The sequence below is a fragment of the Nonomuraea recticatena genome (assembly GCF_039533245.1).
In the GTDB taxonomy this organism is placed as follows: Bacteria; Actinomycetota; Actinomycetes; order Streptosporangiales; family Streptosporangiaceae; genus Nonomuraea; species Nonomuraea roseola.
Map to the genome: position 1 here is coordinate 334,056 of NZ_BAAATE010000001.1, position 15,419 is coordinate 349,474.

General features: G+C 71.6%; 18 protein-coding genes. 3 read left to right on the forward strand and 15 right to left on the reverse strand.

Annotated features, from left to right (window positions below; translation table 11 throughout):
* Entirely contained in the window at positions 1-915 is a 915-nt protein-coding gene (locus tag ABFX50_RS01535; protein ID WP_346142583.1) for a sporulation protein, read from the reverse strand.
* A gap of 180 nt (positions 916-1,095) precedes the next feature.
* On the opposite strand from ABFX50_RS01535, the gene ABFX50_RS01540 reads away from it, so the two are divergent.
* On the forward strand, positions 1,096-1,683 hold the full coding sequence (locus tag ABFX50_RS01540; RefSeq protein WP_346142585.1) for an AAA family ATPase: 588 nt from the start codon (positions 1,096-1,098) through the stop codon (positions 1,681-1,683).
* Here the strand turns inward: ABFX50_RS01540 and ABFX50_RS01545 are convergent.
* Together ABFX50_RS01545 and ABFX50_RS01550 are read right to left on the reverse strand one after the other, a co-directional pair.
* On the reverse strand, positions 1,653-2,495 hold the full coding sequence (locus ABFX50_RS01545) for an ion transporter (protein WP_346142587.1): 843 nt from the start codon (positions 2,493-2,495) through the stop codon (positions 1,653-1,655). The two genes, ABFX50_RS01540 and ABFX50_RS01545, sit on opposite strands and share 31 nt — an antisense overlap.
* A gap of 72 nt (positions 2,496-2,567) precedes the next feature.
* Positions 2,568-3,197 (reverse strand): hemerythrin domain-containing protein, encoded by a 630-nt coding sequence (locus ABFX50_RS01550; RefSeq protein ID WP_346142589.1) that lies wholly within the window; start codon positions 3,195-3,197, stop codon positions 2,568-2,570.
* Between the two features lie 70 nt (positions 3,198-3,267).
* Between ABFX50_RS01550 and ABFX50_RS01555 the strand changes: the two genes are divergently transcribed.
* A complete protein-coding gene (locus tag ABFX50_RS01555; protein WP_346142591.1) occupies positions 3,268-4,077 on the forward strand; it encodes a MarR family winged helix-turn-helix transcriptional regulator in 810 nt (269 codons plus the stop codon).
* A gap of 3 nt (positions 4,078-4,080) precedes the next feature.
* Here the strand turns inward: ABFX50_RS01555 and ABFX50_RS01560 are convergent, their stop codons facing one another.
* From ABFX50_RS01560 to ABFX50_RS01615, 12 genes are all read right to left on the reverse strand, one after another.
* The gene (locus tag ABFX50_RS01560) at positions 4,081-5,001 is read right to left on the reverse strand and encodes a hypothetical protein (protein ID WP_346142592.1); all 921 of its coding nucleotides are present in this window, start codon (positions 4,999-5,001) and stop codon (positions 4,081-4,083) included.
* A complete protein-coding gene (locus tag ABFX50_RS01565; RefSeq protein WP_346142594.1) occupies positions 4,998-5,588 on the reverse strand; it encodes a hypothetical protein in 591 nt (196 codons plus the stop codon). Before ABFX50_RS01565 ends, ABFX50_RS01560 begins: the two co-directional genes overlap by 4 nt.
* A 61-nt stretch (positions 5,589-5,649) precedes the next feature.
* Positions 5,650-8,571, reverse strand: a complete 2,922-nt coding sequence (locus ABFX50_RS01570; protein ID WP_346142595.1) for a hypothetical protein — start codon at positions 8,569-8,571, stop codon at positions 5,650-5,652.
* Positions 8,572-8,889: 318 nt separating this feature from the next.
* On the reverse strand, positions 8,890-9,282 hold the full coding sequence (locus ABFX50_RS01575; RefSeq protein WP_346142597.1) for a pilus assembly protein TadG-related protein: 393 nt from the start codon (positions 9,280-9,282) through the stop codon (positions 8,890-8,892).
* A 14-nt stretch (positions 9,283-9,296) separates the two neighbouring features.
* Positions 9,297-9,686, reverse strand: a complete 390-nt coding sequence (locus ABFX50_RS01580) for a TadE/TadG family type IV pilus assembly protein (RefSeq protein ID WP_346126128.1) — start codon at positions 9,684-9,686, stop codon at positions 9,297-9,299.
* Positions 9,683-10,075, reverse strand: coding sequence for a TadE/TadG family type IV pilus assembly protein (locus tag ABFX50_RS01585; RefSeq protein WP_346142599.1), 393 nt, complete (start codon positions 10,073-10,075; stop codon positions 9,683-9,685). Before ABFX50_RS01585 ends, ABFX50_RS01580 begins: the two co-directional genes overlap by 4 nt.
* A gap of 164 nt (positions 10,076-10,239) precedes the next feature.
* The gene (locus ABFX50_RS01590) at positions 10,240-10,473 is read right to left on the reverse strand and encodes a hypothetical protein (protein WP_183650312.1); all 234 of its coding nucleotides are present in this window, start codon (positions 10,471-10,473) and stop codon (positions 10,240-10,242) included.
* Entirely contained in the window at positions 10,473-11,393 is a 921-nt protein-coding gene (locus tag ABFX50_RS01595) for a type II secretion system F family protein (protein WP_183650315.1), read from the reverse strand. Before ABFX50_RS01595 ends, ABFX50_RS01590 begins: the two co-directional genes overlap by 1 nt.
* Positions 11,386-12,243 carry a type II secretion system F family protein gene (locus tag ABFX50_RS01600; RefSeq protein ID WP_346142601.1) on the reverse strand — a complete coding sequence of 286 codons (858 nt, stop codon included), beginning with the start codon at positions 12,241-12,243 and terminating at the stop codon, positions 11,386-11,388. Before ABFX50_RS01600 ends, ABFX50_RS01595 begins: the two co-directional genes overlap by 8 nt.
* Entirely contained in the window at positions 12,243-13,541 is a 1,299-nt protein-coding gene (locus ABFX50_RS01605) for a TadA family conjugal transfer-associated ATPase (RefSeq protein ID WP_183650321.1), read from the reverse strand. The genes ABFX50_RS01600 and ABFX50_RS01605 overlap by 1 nt, the downstream gene beginning before the upstream one ends.
* Positions 13,538-14,272: a hypothetical protein gene (locus tag ABFX50_RS01610; protein ID WP_346142604.1), complete on the reverse strand. Its 735-nt coding sequence runs from the start codon at positions 14,270-14,272 to the stop codon at positions 13,538-13,540. The genes ABFX50_RS01605 and ABFX50_RS01610 overlap by 4 nt, the downstream gene beginning before the upstream one ends.
* A 1-nt stretch (position 14,273) precedes the next feature.
* Complete coding sequence (locus tag ABFX50_RS01615; protein ID WP_183650327.1) at positions 14,274-14,951, reverse strand: hypothetical protein; 678 nt, start codon at positions 14,949-14,951, stop codon at positions 14,274-14,276.
* Between the two features lie 238 nt (positions 14,952-15,189).
* Between ABFX50_RS01615 and ABFX50_RS01620 the strand changes: the two genes are divergently transcribed.
* On the forward strand, positions 15,190-15,411 hold the full coding sequence (locus tag ABFX50_RS01620) for a hypothetical protein (protein ID WP_183650329.1): 222 nt from the start codon (positions 15,190-15,192) through the stop codon (positions 15,409-15,411).
* Positions 15,412-15,419: the final 8 nt, after the last annotated feature.

A 15,419-nucleotide genomic window follows, 5' to 3' on the forward strand; every position in this document is an offset into this window, starting at 1 on the left:
CTACCAGTCGCCGCCCTCGTCGTCGCCCTCGAAGATGTCCTCGACGACCTCGCCGAGGACCAGCCCTCCGACGACGCCGGCCGCGCCCGCGGCGACGGCGGCTCCCATGCCGGAGCCGCCGTGGTGCCCTCGGTGGTCGTCATGGCCGTAGTGACCGTGGGACGGCGCGGCGTGGCCGACGCCGGAGGTGAGCCGGCCCAGCCAGCGGTCGATCTCGGTGACCCAGTCGGTGCGCAGGGCCTCCTCGTGGGTGACGTGGAAGCGGCCGATGGCGTCCCCCGAGCGGCCTCCCGCCTCCAGGACGATCTCCAGGCCGCCCTGGTCGGCGACGAAGGTGAGCTCGACCTCGCCGCCCCGCCCGTAGAACTCGATCTCCTGGTAGAACGGCAGCTCCTGGCGTACGCCGTGAATCCTGCCCACCTCCAGATCGGCCGACTTGAACTGGAGCCCGAGCTGCGGGAAGGCCTCGAGGACGCGAAGCTGCGAGGGCAGCGGCTCGACCGAGACGGGGTCGAGGTCGCCCTTGTCGACGGCCTTGGCGATGGCCAGCTCGGTGCGCACGCCCACCGCCATGCCGGTCAGCCGCTGGCCGCCGATCTCGCTGACCGGGGTCTCCCACGGCACGTCGAAGCTGAAGGCGACGACCTTGTCCTCGCCCTTGCGCAGCGAGAAGGGGCCGCTGACCTGCACGCGGAAGAACTCGCCCAGCCCGCCGCTCTCTCCCTCCGAGTGCTCGATCTCGACCCTGGCGACCAGGCCGAGCGTGATGTGCTCGATGTCGGCGTCGAAGTCGCCGCCCTTGAGCCGCACCTCACCGGCCAGCGAACCTCCGGGCTGGATCCGCGGGGTGGCGAGGACGGTGTCCACGGTGGGCGCGCCCACGCCCAAGGCACCCAGCATCCGCTTGAAGACCACGGCTTGTTCTCCCTGTCGAGTCGATTGAGTCAGCCTCCCGGCTGAACGATCAATGCTAGGGGCGGGTTCCTGAGCTGGAGAGAAAACCGTCACCCCGGATCGCGACGTAGGCTGGCGCACGGACCTGGGGGCTGGCCATGGACCTCCCGGCGACCTCGGGCGCTGAAACGGAGACACTCGTTGACCATCTATCCGGCCAGGTCGCTGGTCATCCTCACCGGGCTGCCGGGAGCGGGCAAGACGACCCTGCTGCGCCGCCTGTACGACCTGGACGGCACCGAGAGCGCGCCGGTCACCGTGGGCGCGGTGACGGTGATCGACTCGCAGCAGTCACGCAGCCGGTGGGCGGGCAGGCCGCGGTGGGCGCCGAAACCGGTGCGCACGGGCCTGGTGTTCGCCACCCACATGTGGCGCATCAGGAGCGGGGTGCGCGCGGGCGGCCCGGTGATCGCGCACAACCGCGGGTGCGGGCCTCTCGTGCTGCGCGCGTTCGCGTGGCTGGCCCGCCGTCACGGCGCGCAGCTGCACCTGCTGCTGCTGGACGCGCCGCCCGAGGTCGCCCTCGCCGGGCAGTACGCCAGGGGCAGGGTCGCCGCGCCGACCACCTTCACCCGCCACCAGCGTCACTGGCGCGCGCTGCTCGAACGGGTGCGGGCGGGTGACCCGACGCCCGCCGCCAGCGCCCGCGTGCTGGACCGCGAGGACGCCGACCGGCTGGAGGTCATCCACTTCGGCGATCACCGCGGGCTGGCCGTCCCCGGCGGCTGACGACCGCCGGCCGCGGTCAGCTCGTCTGGCTCCTCCTCGCGAAGCAGCAGCAGGTCGAGCTTGGCGTGGAGAGCGGCCAGGTCCTGCTTGACGGCCTTGAGCTCGGCCTGGGTCTGGGTCTCCGCGGGCGAGGGTTCCGAGTCGTTCATGGCGTTGACCACGACGGCGATGAAGAGGTTCAGCGCGACGAAGGTCGACATCAGAATGTAGGCGATGAAGAAGAGCCAGGCCCACGGCTTCTCGCTCATCACCTCCTGCGCCACGTTGCCCCAGTCGTCGCCCGTCATGATCTGGAACAGCGTGAACAGCGAGCGGGGCAGCTCGTCGAAGCGCTCGGGCACGATCTCGCCGAAGAGCTTGGTGGCGATCACCGCGGCGATGTAGATCATGAGCACCAGCAGGCCGATGATGGAGGCCATCCCCGGCACCGCGGCGAGCAGCGCGTTGACGACGCGCCGCATGCTCGGCACCGCCGACACCAGGCGCAGCGCCCGCAGGATGCGCAGCGCCCTCAGCACCGAGGTGGGGCCCGAGGCCGGCACCAGGGCGATCGCCACGATGACGGCGTCGAACCAGTTCCACGGATCCTTGAAGAACGCCCCTCGGTAGGCGTAGAGGCGGGCGGCGATCTCGACGGTGAAGACCGTGAGCGCGATCCTGTCGACCGCGTGTAAGAACCCGCCCATCCGCTCCATCAGGTAGGAGCTGGTCTCGCATCCGATGGTGACGGCGTTGACCACGATGACGAAGATGATCACTCGCTGGACGAGCCGGGTCTCGATGATCGAACGAACGCGCTCTTGCCGCGACAAGCGAACCGCTCCCGAGTGATGAGAGGAGACCGAACGATGATCATCGTAGCGATCGGGAGGATTCGGTCAGGCTCAGGCGCCCCAGGTGTTCAGTGCGACGTAGGCCGCGCGCCACTCCTCGCGGTAGGCCTTCCTGATGTGCTCGGGCATGTGGCCGAGGATGAATGAGACCCGCTCCTCGCTCGCCTCGTCCAGCACCCACGGCAGGTAGCGCTGCGCGTCCGCGCCGATGCGCTTGCCGTGCTCCTGGCCGAAGCGCTGCCACTCCTCCTCGGAGACGCTCAGGTCGATGACCGCGAGCGCCTCACGCTCCTCGTGGCTCAGGTGCCCGCCCAGCACGGTGGCGAGGCTGTCGGCCAGGTCGCCGAGCCGTTCGTGACCGGTGTCAGGGTCGGCCAGCGCCTCGTCGAAGGAGGCGAGCAGCGGGTCGATGAGGGCGTGCTCGGCTTCCATGGCCACCAGCAGCGCCAGTTCGTCAGGCCGTCCCGCGAGAGTCCGCTCCATCACCGGCCACAGCATGTCGTCCTCGGTGGTGTGGTGCACCCGCAGGTATCCCTTGAACAGCTCCCAGCCCAGCGCCGCGCCGAGCAGGCGCCTCGGGTCGTCGTCGAGACGGGCGGTGAGCTTGGCCACGCGCTCCACGTCACGCCTGAGCGCGTCGTGCACCGCGAACATCATCGTCATGTCGAGTCGGTAGGTCATGAGCCGACCATAAATCTCACCTTCCCAACTGTCAACGTTCCAACTATCAACATGCTGATACGATCGGGCCGTGAACCTGTCCGACCTCGTCCAGCTCTCGCTCGGCAACCTGATGCGCCAGGCGTTCACGCTGTTCACGGGCGACTCCCGTTCGCGTGACTTCGTCGCGCTCGACGTCCTCGCCGACCAGGACGGCCTCTCGCAGCAGGACCTGTCCGAGCGGCTCGGCCTCAACAGGACGCTCATGGTGCGGCTCATCGACAGGCTCGAGGAGGCCGGCCACGTCACGAGAGCCCGCAACCCCCTCAACCGCCGCTCCTACGTGCTGAGCCTGACCGACAGCGGCCGCAGGGCGCTCGGCGAGATGCGGGAGGCGGCCTCGGCCCACGACGCCCAAGTCACCGCCGTGCTGACACCGGCCGAACGGCGAAGGCTCAACGAGCTGCTCGGCACGCTCCTGCCCGAGCCCTCACCGCTCCAGAGCACCGAGCACCTCGTCGCGCAGGCGCACTACCGGCTGCGCAGGCTCGGCGACGCGCAGCTGGCCGGCACGGGGCTACGCACCCGGCACTTCGGCCCGCTGGCCGGGCTCGACGCGCTGGCGCCCTGCCCGCAGCAGCAGCTGGCCCAGTACCTCAGGATCACCGAGCCGGCCGCGGCCGAGGTGGTCGAGGAGCTGGTCCAGGCCGGTCTCGTGGTCAGGGGAAGGGACCCGCACGACCGCCGCCGCTACGCCCTGGAGCTCACCGACCTCGGCAGGCAGCGCCTGGAGGAGGCCCGTGACGCGCAGATCACCATCCACGCCCGGGTCCGCGACCTGCTCGGCGGCCCCGAGCCAGAACAGGAGCTGCGCGAGCTGCTGAGGAAGCTCGTCGGGTGAGCGTCACGGCCGCCTGACCGTGCTCTGCACCTCGCCCACCGGCACGTCACGGGTGGCACCCACCTCCACGGGGTCGTAGGCGAACGGCACGACGTCGTCCTCCACCTCGACGGGCCAGACGGTGGTGACCGTCAGCACGTACACCTCGCGCGGCTGGTCGATCGAGGCGCGCAGGTACCGCACGCCGCAGGTGAACTCCCCGCCCCGCTGGTACGGCCGGCCCGACGCCCCGCAGTCCTCACGCACCTCGGCCCTGTCGGACGAGGTGCCCGCGTCGATCTTGATGTCCTCCAGCGACGCGGTGACGGTCGCGCTCATGATGCCGGGGATGGAGGCGGTGACCGAGCGCGTGGTCTCCCCCACACCCTCGAGCCACACCCAGGTCGGCAGGTTGACGTAGCTCTTGACGTCGGGGTTCAGCTTCACCTTCGGCTCGGGCACGGTCAGCGCGGCGCGGGCGATCTCCACCAGCTCGGCCAGCGTGATGCCGGCCGGCGGCGTCGTGCCCGGCGGCACCCATACGAACTGGTCGAGCCCACCCCAGCAGGCCCTGCCTCTCGCGTCGGCCTCGTTGTAGGCGGGCGTCCACCAGCGGCCCGGCTTGCCGATCTTGTCCTTGAACTGCTTGAGGAAGGCCTGGAACTGCTCCTCCGTGCCGTCGGGGTTCATCCTGAACCAGTAGGCCCTGACCTCCTCCTGGGTCCTGAGCATCTGGGAGGCGTCGGGGCCAGGCTCGTACCAGCAGGGGCGTTTGAGCTGGTAGCCGTCCGCCTTGCCGCCCTTGGCGCCGTTGCCGGTGATCACGATCTTGGAGTTCTCGAGGCGGACGCCCGCCGTACGGCCGTCCTGGAAGCCGTCGCCGCGCGGGCCTCCTGGATCGAGCAGCAGCAGACCCGCGGCGGCGACCGAGAACAGGCGGTTCATCTGGAGCACCCTTCCTTGCCGTGCCTGAAGTCCCTGACCCGCCACACCCCGTCGTCGCCCCTGCTCAGGACCATGGCCTGCAGGTAGGCCGCGCGGGTCCACGCGGGCTGGTCCGGTACGGCGACGCCGCCCCTGCCCGACAGCAGGCGCATGCGGGTCTCGTCCACGCAGGCGTTGACCTCGGCGCCGCCGTCCATGATCGCCGTGACGTTCATCGCGAAGACCCTCGCGGTGCCGCGCACCGACCTGTCCTCGAAGCTGAGCACCCAGTCCGTCGCCTCGCGCCCGCCGGGGTCGTCCACCCTCGACAGGTAGGACTCGTCGCCGGTGACGACGGCCCGCCACATGCCCGCGTAGATGTCGGTGAACGCCTTCAGCAGCTCGGCGTGGCGCGGATCGGTGACCACAGGCCTTTCCACCAGCACCTTCGTCTTCGGGCCCACCACGATGGACTCCGTCGCGGCAGGGCCGGCGACCGCCGTCGGAACGGCCTTCGCCCGGCCGGGGGTGAAGGGCCGATCGGCGCCGGCGCTCGTGCAACCCGCCCCGAGCAGGGCGGCGACCACCGGTGCGATCAGCCCTCGCATGCGGATCACGCTAGGGCTTCCCGTCTTTCGCGAGCCATGGAGATGCGGCTTTCGGTATGGGTCACGCTGACGACTCCCTGACCACGTGGATGCGCCACGAGGGCAGCAGCTCGTCGATGAGCGCCTCGGTCTCGGGGGCCATGCCTCCGCCGTAGGGGTGCGAGGAGGACCGCCGCGTCAGGCCCTCGACGACGGCGCGCAGCCGTACCTGGTCGCCGGTGGCGTGGGTGGCGCGCAGCAGGTCGCGCCAGAGGCCCTCGTCGTCGGCGGCCAGCAGCAGCCCCGCCCGTACGGCGGCCACCGCGGCGTCCGCCTCGCCGTGCGCCAGCCTGATCTCGCAGAGCCGGTGGGCGGCGTCGGCGACGGCCGCCGCCACGTCGTACTCCAGCTCGTCGGCGGCCAGCCACGCGTACCTCCCGCGCGGCCTGCCCGCCAGCAGCGGCCCCCTGACCAGGCCGAGCGCCTTCTCCAGCAGGACGGCTCTCGCGCTCTCGTCGCCGTGCGAGCGGCGCACCAGCTCGCGGAAGAGCGTCCAGTCGGTGCGGACCTCCGGGCCGAGCCTGAGCCGTCCTGCCTCGTCGGTGCGCAGGTGCTCCTCTCCCAGCCAGCGCGCGACCCTCGCGATCGTCGCGTCGCGCACCAGCGCCTGCACACCGCGCGGCCACAGCACGCCGCCGAGCACGACGGGGTGGACGCCGCCCTGATGCGTGGCCAGATACACCAGCAGCTCGGTGGCCAGCTCCATGCGCCCCTCCTCCATCGCCTCGGGGCCGACGACCTCGATCGGGCCGAGCAGCCTGATCTCGACGGCGGGCGGGTGGAGCTCCTCCAGGGGCTCGGGCTCGGGCATGGCCTCGCCTTCGTGGCGCTCCGCCGTACCGAACAGGTCGAGCAGGGCCTGGTAGTGGCGGCGGGGCAGCAGCTGCGCGGTCACCTCGAAGCCCAGCTCGGGGATGCGCGCGCGGCCCTCCTCGGTGATCTCCATCGTCCAGGTGGCGTGCGGCACCTCCCCCGTGACCACGAACCCCGCGGTGTCCCTGCGGGCCAGCAGCGCCAGCCTGCGCGCCTCCTCCTGGGTGGGGGCGACGGCGCTGAGCAGGTAGTGGGCCCGGCGCGACTGCCCGTTGACCCGCCCGGTGAGCACCTCCTGGCGAGGCGCGGCGCCCTCCTCCAGCTCCGGCAGGACCTCCGACAGGCTGCCCACGGACCTCACCCGCTCGGGTGCGATGGAGGTCAGCTCCTCGCCGAAGCCGACCAGCGTGACGCGCATCTCGTCGGACCACCTGTTGGTGGCCAGCTCGACGGCCAGCGCGGCCAGGGCGGCGGTGGTGTGCGGGCCGCGGATGTTGATCAGCCCGTGCGCCGCCTCCAGGTCGACGAGGACGCGGCCGCCTCCGTCGGTGCCCAGCGAGACCAGCCCCGGGTACGGCGCGCCGCCCGTCTGCTCCTGCAGGAGCCTGCCCTCGTGCGCGGCCAGCCGCCAGACCTGGCCGCCGTCCTGCGCCTCCCACGGCTCCGGCGCGTCGGGGCTCGGCGGATGGATCCACAGGTCGAGGGTCCTGGGCGACAGGTGGGCGGCGTAGACGGTGGGCGGCACCCTGTTCTGGGCGGCCAGCGCGGAGCCGAGCAGGCGCAGGCCGGTGTCGAGCATGCGGGCCCCCGGGGCGTCGGCGCCGAGACGGAGCGCCACCTCGGCGAGGGCGGCGTCGTCGCGGGGACGGGACAGGCGATGCCCGAAGGCGCGGTGCCAGAGCTGGCGACGCCGCCTGGCTCCGAGGGCGACCAGCAGCCCGGCGGCGGCCAGCGAGGCGCCTCCCAGGCAGTCGACCAGATCCAACCCCGGACTCTGCTCGGCCTGCCGCTCCTCCTCGGCCCGCTCAGCCTGCCGGTCGGCCTCGGCCCGCTCAGCCTGCCGCTCCGCCTCGGCTGCCTCAGCGCGCGCATCCCCCCGAGCCTGCCGATCTTCCTGGCCCTGTTCGTCCTCGCGCGCCCGCTCTGCCGCTTCCTTGACCGCCGCCGCCTTCTCGGCCGCCTCCGCCTCCTCGGCCTTCTCGGCCGCCTCCGCCGCCTTCGCCCGCTCGGCCTTCTCAGCCCGCTCTACCTTCTCAGCACGGTCGGCCTCGGCCTTCTCGGCACGGTCGGCCCGCTCGGCCGGGTGGGGTCGCTCGGTTGTGGTGACGCCTGTCTCGCCGTGACCCGGCTCCGCCGAGCGCGCCTCACCCTCCGACGCCCTCTCGGGCGGTCCAGGATGCTCCTCGAGCGTCTTCTCCCTGGGCTGTCCCGCCGGGACGATGTGCACGTTGATCGCGTCATCCGGCATGTCGAGCACCCACCCGGGCCTGATGAGGTCGGCCATGCGCAGGCGGGCGCCGTCCGGCTGCTCCTTGTACTGGTTCAACTGGAAGATCTCCGGATATCTCCGCCCATCACCCAGGCACTTCTCCGCGATCTCCCACAGGCTCTCGTGATGCCTGCCGTGCGGAGGCTGCACGGTGTAGACCTTCTTCGCCTTGTAGACCGTCGCCTCCTCTAGGACGACCGGCGCCGCATAGGCCACGGCGGTCATCGGGGGACGCGCGGGCGGCGCGGACAAACCGGCGATCGGCACGGCCACCGCCCCAGCCGTGAACAGCAGCAACACCGCCGACACCAGCCGGTTGGCCAGCGCCTGGGTCGCTCCTGACAGGGGCACGCGGGCGGGCATCCCCACCCTGCGGATCCCGCCGTACACCTCGACGATCACACACACGAACAATTGCAGCCAGGCCAGCCAGACCAGCAGCACCATGATCGCCACGACGGTGCTCGTGCCGACGTTGCTGGTCAGAATGTCGATGTCGAGCAGCTCGGGCGAGATCGGCGGTCCCGCCAGCGTCAGCAGCGCGAAGGGCACCCCACCGACGAGCGCCACCAGCACGACGAGCGCTCCCAGGCCGGCCAGGATGTCACCGGGCGTACGCCTGGCCGGGATCCGCACCGGCACCGCGCCGGGCCGCCTCCCACCCCGCCCGCTCCCTGCGGTACCGCCCCCGGGCCCCGCCTCTCTCGGCTTGGCCGGACGGGATGACGAAGGCTCTGTGGCGCTCGCGCGGCTCTCCGGCCGGCCGGCGGGAAGGCCGGTGCTCCACGGGGCGGTGCTGTACGGGCGCTGGGGCGTGGCCTGGTCTGCCGTACCCGCTGGTCGACGGGCAGGGTCGTCCGCGCGCGCGGGCTCTCGGGTCGGCATCGCCTCTCCCTCCTTCGCATCAAGCGTCGTCACCCGCGGGCCGCCGGGCCAGCGAGTGACGAGATTCGGTCTGGTTCAGCGGGCGTCCGGCGCGGCGGTGGCCTGTCCTTCCATCTCCGCGCCGGGAAAGCCCAGCGCGCCGAGGAAGAAGGCCTTCCAGCTGACCCTGACCCAGACCGTCACCTGGGTCTGCGCGCCGCCGACCTGGCAGTCGGCGGGCTTCACTTCGGTGGGCGAGTAAGCACGTACGATCTGTTCGGCGCGCGCGCACACCTCCTCCTGGCTCAGCAGGCGGGCCTGTCCGGTCTGGCGCAGGTACTCCACGTCGACGCGGTCCGCGCCCGCCCTGGCCGCCTGCTCGGCGACGTCCGCGGCGCGCAGCCTCGCGTTGATCGCCGCGCCGCCGTCCACGAGCAGGCCCGCGAGCAGGAACACCACGACGGAGAACAGCACCGTGAACACGGACATCGAGCCGCGCTCGTTCACTCCACCCTCCGGAACTGCTCCAGCGGCACGACCGACATGCCCGACATCTGCTTGACCGCGCCGAATCCCAGGAACTCCAGGTTCAGCTCGCAGGTCACCTCCGCCCTGACCTGCCCGCCCTCCTCCCAGGCGCTCCCTGCCAGCGAGATCCGCGGCGCGTCGCACTGCCCTTCCAGCGCGGCCTTCGCGCTCGCCTCCGCCGCGCCCTCCGCCCCTTCGAGCGTGCGCTGGACCGAGGCGGCCCTGGCGGCGTCCCTCGCCGCGCCGTTCACCTCGCCCTGCGCCTCGACCAGCCGTCCCGCGCCCACGAGGAACAGCAGGAACAGCAGGAAGATCGGCGCCAGCATCACCGTCTCCACAGCCATCGAGCCCCTGTCGGCGTTCATTGACAGTCGTCGCCTCCGTTGTCGGGACGGAAGCACTCCACGGGGCCGCCCGACGTGGCCGTGATCGTGAAGGTCAGCTCGGGGAGCAGCGGGATGACCTGCACGGCGCTGCCCGTCACCGTCACCCAGCGTTCATCGACCCCTCGGGGTACGGCTGTCGCCGCGGCGCCGTCGAGGATGCGGGGACCGATGGCCTTGGCGACGTCCTCGGCCCTGGAGACGGCCTCGTCCTGCCAGCTCGTCGAGTCGAACGGGGCCGACCTGGCGATCCTCGCGCCCTCCCTGGCGGCGGCGTCGGCCACCTGGCGGCCGTGGAACCACAGCGCCACCTGGACGATCAGCAGCACGACGGCGAGGACGACCGGCATGATCATCGCCAGCTCGACCACCGTGGCCCCTCGCTCCCGCGTCCCGCCGCCCACGGCTGCACGCCGAGGGAGGCCGGGCCCCACGGAGGCAGGCTCGGCTCCCTCGCCCACGGATGGAGGACGAGGGCTCCTCCGCACGCCTTCTATGGGAGAGAGGTCGCCGGTCAGGGCAGGTCTGGAGAGGGTCACTCGTTGCCGTCTCCCGAGCCGCCGCCCCCGCCGAAGCTGTTCTGGAGGTCGCTCTGCTTCTGCTCCACGAGCGTCTTGATGAGCGTCGCCAGCCCGAGCGCCACCCCCGCGATGATCGCGGTGATGATCACCCACTCGACGGCGGAGGCCCCACGCGTGGGGGCGGTGCGGGCGCGGTGCACGCGGACCCCCAGGTAGGCGGTCAGGTACACGATCCACGGATGGTTCATCACGACCCCAACATCTTCATAGCGGCGGGAAAACTGAGGAAGATCACGAACCCGGCGCACAGCAGGAGCTGGGCGACGAGCATGGACTGGGACCGCTCCCCTGCCCGCCCCTCGATCTCGGCGAGTTCGCGGCGGCGCAGGGTGGCGGCGCGGGCGGTCAAGGAGGCGCGCACCTTCGCGCCGTCGTCGGCCACCAGCCCAAGAGCGGCGGACAGGTCGCGCAGCTCGTCGACGTTGATCTCCTCGCCGAGCTGGCCGAGCGCCTGCCACGGGGTGATGCCCACGATCCTGGCCCCGCTGAGCGCGTCGCGGATGCGGGACATCGCCCAGTTGGGCGAGTCGCCGCTGACGGAGACGGCCATCATCAGCGCCTCGGGGACGCCGCGTCCTCCCGCGAGGTTCATCGAGACCAGGTCGAGGAAGGCGCCGACCACGTGGCGGAAGTCGCGCCGCTTGGCCGCCGCGTCGCGCCTGATCTGCAGGTCGGGCAGGACGAAGAACAGCAGCGAGACGGCCAGCGCCGCCCAGAAGGGGATGGTCAGCGAGACGCCCCACTCCATCAGCGCCAGCCACCCCGCCAGCAGGGGGAAGGCGAGCAGCCCCGAGGCGGCCAGCAGCGCCTTGGTGGCGAGGAAGCCCTCGAACGAGCGTCCGACCAGCGCCAGGTCGGCCCTGATCGAGCGGACCTCCCAGCCTCTCGCGGCGTAGAGCCTGGCCAGCCGTACGCCGAGGCCGCGGCGGAAGGCGCTGACCTCCTCGTCGGGGAGCACGAGCTGGAGCCTGGGAGCGTCGGTGTCCTCCCTGGCGGCGTCGAGCGCGATGAGACGGGCGACGAGCCCCGGCCTGGCGGGGAAGAGCGCCCTCGTCAGGAGGAACAGTCCGAGCCCGAGCACCCCGCCCGCCAGCACACCCTCAACCATGGGCACCTCCCGTGGGCGCGTCGAGACCGAGCAGCCTGGTCGGCTTGTCGAAGCGGGCCAGCCTGCGCATCCACGCGAACCCGGCCCCGAACAGCCCCGCCACCACCACGAGGACGGCCTGCCCCAGCCACGAGCGGTACTCGGCCACGTAGGAGGGGTTGAAGACGACCAGCGCGGCGGCGAAGCCGAGAGCGGTGAGCACGACGATCTGCACCGATCGGCGGGTGGAGCGGCGCTCGGCCTCGACCCTGCGGCGCATGTCGAGCTCTTCGCGGGCCGAGACGGCAAGGGCGCCGAGCACGTCCCGCAGGCCCGGGCCGCGCAGCCTGGAGTTGAGGATCAGCGCCGCGATGACCAGATCCGCCGAGGGGTCGTCGAGCTCGTCGGCGAACATCCGCAGCGCGTCGGGCAGGGCCATGCGCGTGTGCAGGCGGTCGACCATGGCGCGCAGGTGCGGGCGGAGCATGGGCGCCGCCGCCCTGATGGAGGAGGGGATGGCCTGCTCCAGGCCCGCCGCTCCCGCGATGGTGTCGCGCAGGGACTCGGTCCAGGCCGCCAGCCCCTCCAGCCTGACCATGGCCGCCCGCTCGGAGGCGGCTCCGCCCGACAGCCCTCGCCAGGCGAAGACGAGCAGCGCCGCGCCGACGGCGACGACGGGCCACTGCGTCACCGCGAGGATCACCGTGGCCAGGACCGCCGCGACGGCCGTACGGGTGGACAGGGTGCGCACGAGGTGGCGGGGGGCGGACTTCGGGCGGGGGCGCAGGCCGTAGAGGGAGAGCACGAGCAGGAAGAGGCCGCCGCCTGCGGCGGCGCCCGACAGCAGGGCCAGCGGGTCGATGCCGGTCATCACCAGGCTCCTGGGGCGTAGCCGTGCGGGGCGAGTTCCTCGAGGCAGGAGACGGGCGCGTGCGGTACGGCGGTGCCGTCGGCGCCCGGCGCGAAGATCTCGCTGGAAAGGACGCGCCCGTCGACCCCGTTCACCTCGCGCACGCTGGAGACGAAGCGCCGAAGGGTGCCGCCTGCCGCGTAGTCGTTGCGCTTCTCGATGAAGACCACGAAGTCGATGGCGCCCGCGATGAGCATGTGGGTGGCGTCGATGGGCAGCCGCTCGGCGGCCTGGAGCGCGTAGGTGGAGATGCGGTTGAAGACCTCCATGCTGGAGTTGGCGTGGATGGTGGACAGCGAGCCGTCGTTGCCCTGGGTCATCGCGTTCAGCATGGTGACGATCTCGTCGCCGAGGACCTCGCCGACGATCACGCGCGACGGGTTCATGCGGAGGGATCGGCGTACCAGCTCGGCCATGGTGATCTCGCCCTGTCCCTCGGAGTTGGGCAGGCGCTGTTCGAAGGCGACGACGTTCGGGTGGAGCTCGGGGAACTGGTCGAGGCCGAGTTCGAGCGCGCGCTCGACGGTGATCAGCCGTTCGTGGGCGGGGATCTCGTTGGCCAGCGCCCGCAGCAGAGTCGTCTTGCCCGCGTTGGTGGACCCGGCGATCATGATGTTCTTGCGGGCGGCGACGGCGGCGGTGAGGAAGCGCCCGACCAGCGGGGTGAGCGTGCCGTTGCCCACGAGGTCGGACAGGAACACCTTGCCGAGCCTGGCCCTGCGGATCGACACGGCCGGCCGTACGGTGACGTCCATGACCGCCGAGAGGCGCGAGCCGTCGGGCAGGCGCAGGTCGAGTTGCGGGTTGGCGGTGTCGAACGGCCTGCTGGACAGGCCCGAGTAGGCGGCCAGGATCTGGATGAGCTCGATCAGCTCCTCGTCGGACTCGGCGACGGGCTCGTGGGTGAGCTCCTGGCCGTCGGCGTAGCTGACGAAGACGCGGTCGCAGCCGTTGATGTCGATGTTCTCGACGTCGCCGTCGTCGAGCAGCGGCTGGAGGCGGCCGACGCCGAAGAGCGCGGCGTGGATCCCCGCCGCGAGCGCCTCCTCCTCTTCGAGCGTGGGCGGGGTACGGCCCGAGCCGATCTCTCCCCTGGCGAACTCCTCGAGCACCTGGGAGATCAGCGCGCGGGCGAACTGCCGTTCGTCCTCGCCCGTCATGGCGGGCAGGCCGTTGGCCTGGTCGAGGCGGCGCTGGTGGGACAGGCGGTCGCCGACCTCCTGGCGGAAGCGCTTGACCAGCGAGTGGTCGATGGTCATGGCACCCTCACCTGGGAGGAGAGCCGTCCTGCGAGCTCGCGGGCCGTACGGATGAGCAGGGATCGGTCGAGCCTGCCGCCCCACTGGCCGCGCAGCAGCTCGGCGCCCTTGGGGTCGTGGGCCAGCCCCGCCACGAAGGCGGCCTGTCCTCCCACGATCCTGCGCACCTCGTCGATGGAGGCGCGGTAGGTGCGGGGGTCGGCGATCACGACCACGCCGAGCTGCGGGCCCTTGGGCACGATCGCGAGGCGTTCGCGCAGGTGGGCGACGTGGTCGAGGCTGGCGCGGGTGAACAGCACGAGGAGTTCGGCCTCCGCGATCAGCTCGCCCACCTGGGGGTGGGCGCCGAGCCTGCCGCAGTCGGCCAGCACGTCGGCGCCTGGCAGGCCGGACAGCGCCCTTCCGAGCGGCCCCCACATCCAGGTCAGGCCCGCGGCCTGCTCGCCGTGGGTGAGCCCGGCCAGCACGTCGAGCCCGCCGATGATCTTCTGGGTGTGCTCGTGGATCTGGGCGGGCTCCAGCCCGCGCCTGGCGGTGGCGCCCAGGGTGAGCAGCCCTCTGCCGGGGTTCAGCATGCCGCCGTCGGCGGCGGGCAGCCGGTAGGCGAGGTCTCCGCCCGCCGGGTCGCACTCGGCCAGCAGGACGGCCCGGGGCCAGACCGCGCCGAGCGCGGTCGCCGCGGTGGTGACGCCGGGCGCCCCCTTGTCGGCGGCCAGGATGATCAGCGCCACGTCAGCGCGCTCCCGGCAGCTCGGCCACCGCGATCTCGCCGCCGGAGGCGTAGGCGGCGATCTGCGGCGAGACGGTCGAGTCGACGATGACGGTGATCAGCCCCGCCGAGCCCGTCCTGGTCGGCTCGCCCACGATGTGCACCAGGGCGTTGGGCGCCAGCACCCTGCTCTGCGCGCCCGACGAGCGTCCTGGCACGTGGATGACCTGCACCCTGTCGCCCTCGCGCAGCCCCGCGGGCGCCTGGCCCGGCTTGAGCGCGAGCCCGACCTTGGCCTTGCCAGGGCCGAGCTCCTGGCTCGCGGTCACGGTCATCTGGTCGGTGAGGAGGGTGCCGGGAAGAATGGTCGCCGCGGCGTAGGTCTCGATGACGGCGAACCGCCGCGACCATGCCACATAGGCGACTCCTGTATCGGCAATCTGCACCTCTTCGAGGGCATTGGCGGAGATCTTCTGCCCCCCGCCGATCTGTTGCACGACCCTGATCGCGGAAATGCGATCACCACTGCGCATGACGAGCAGCGTGGTCGCCAGCGCGCCACCGAGAATGAGGAGGACGGCCAGCGCGGCGAGCGCGGGTTTACGCTCGCGCGGGGGCACGGGAAGCTTGCGTGAGGTGCTGCTGGAGAGCACACCTGCGGGCCCTGCCGAGTTCACGGCAGGCTTTTCGCTGGTCCTCATAGGTGGGGGGCTCCCATGATGAATTTGCGGGAATTCAGGCCATTATGTGCATCTGATGACGCCTGACGAGGCCCAAATACGAGGACCAATGCTCCTTTCGCAGGTAGGAGCCTGTCAACCAGACCGGTTAATTAAAGCTGCTTGAATTGACTGCGTATTTGGTGATAGCGACCACATTGGTCACAGAATTCACAGAACTGTCACCCTGAACCTGTTCAAACTGTGGGATGCTTGCCGCATGGCCAGGCACAGCGGGCGCTTCGCCCGGTTTCGCCGTCGCTGGGTCGCGCGTCTCGCCGCGGCCCCCGCCACCTCCTGGACGGTGGGCAGGCTGCACAGGGCGGCCGCCAATCTGGTGGAGGTCACCGCCGAGGTGAACGCCTACGCGGGGCTGCTGGAGGAGAAGGCCGAGGAGCTTCGCGACCGCACGATGGAGGCCGGCCGCCGGCCCCCTTCCTGATACCGGTG

Bases quoted from the DNA above. Each gene is read 5' to 3' on its own strand.
- ABFX50_RS01600 (WP_346142601.1), bottom strand. From the start codon at position 12,243: ATGACCGGCATCGACCCGCTGGCCCTGCTGTCGGGCGCCGCCGCAGGC.
- ABFX50_RS01575 (WP_346142597.1), bottom strand. From the start codon at position 9,282: ATGTCCGTGTTCACGGTGCTGTTCTCCGTCGTGGTGTTCCTGCTCGCG.
- ABFX50_RS01605 (WP_183650321.1), bottom strand. From the start codon at position 13,541: ATGACCATCGACCACTCGCTGGTCAAGCGCTTCCGCCAGGAGGTCGGC.
- ABFX50_RS01580 (WP_346126128.1), bottom strand. From the start codon at position 9,686: ATGAACGCCGACAGGGGCTCGATGGCTGTGGAGACGGTGATGCTGGCG.
- ABFX50_RS01595 (WP_183650315.1), bottom strand. From the start codon at position 11,393: ATGGTTGAGGGTGTGCTGGCGGGCGGGGTGCTCGGGCTCGGACTGTTC.
- ABFX50_RS01590 (WP_183650312.1), bottom strand. From the start codon at position 10,473: ATGAACCATCCGTGGATCGTGTACCTGACCGCCTACCTGGGGGTCCGC.
- ABFX50_RS01620 (WP_183650329.1), top strand. From the start codon at position 15,190: ATGGCCAGGCACAGCGGGCGCTTCGCCCGGTTTCGCCGTCGCTGGGTC.
- ABFX50_RS01560 (WP_346142592.1), bottom strand. From the start codon at position 5,001: ATGAACCGCCTGTTCTCGGTCGCCGCCGCGGGTCTGCTGCTGCTCGAT.
- ABFX50_RS01550 (WP_346142589.1), bottom strand. From the start codon at position 3,197: ATGACCTACCGACTCGACATGACGATGATGTTCGCGGTGCACGACGCG.
- ABFX50_RS01565 (WP_346142594.1), bottom strand. From the start codon at position 5,588: ATGCGAGGGCTGATCGCACCGGTGGTCGCCGCCCTGCTCGGGGCGGGT.
- ABFX50_RS01615 (WP_183650327.1), bottom strand. From the start codon at position 14,951: ATGAGGACCAGCGAAAAGCCTGCCGTGAACTCGGCAGGGCCCGCAGGT.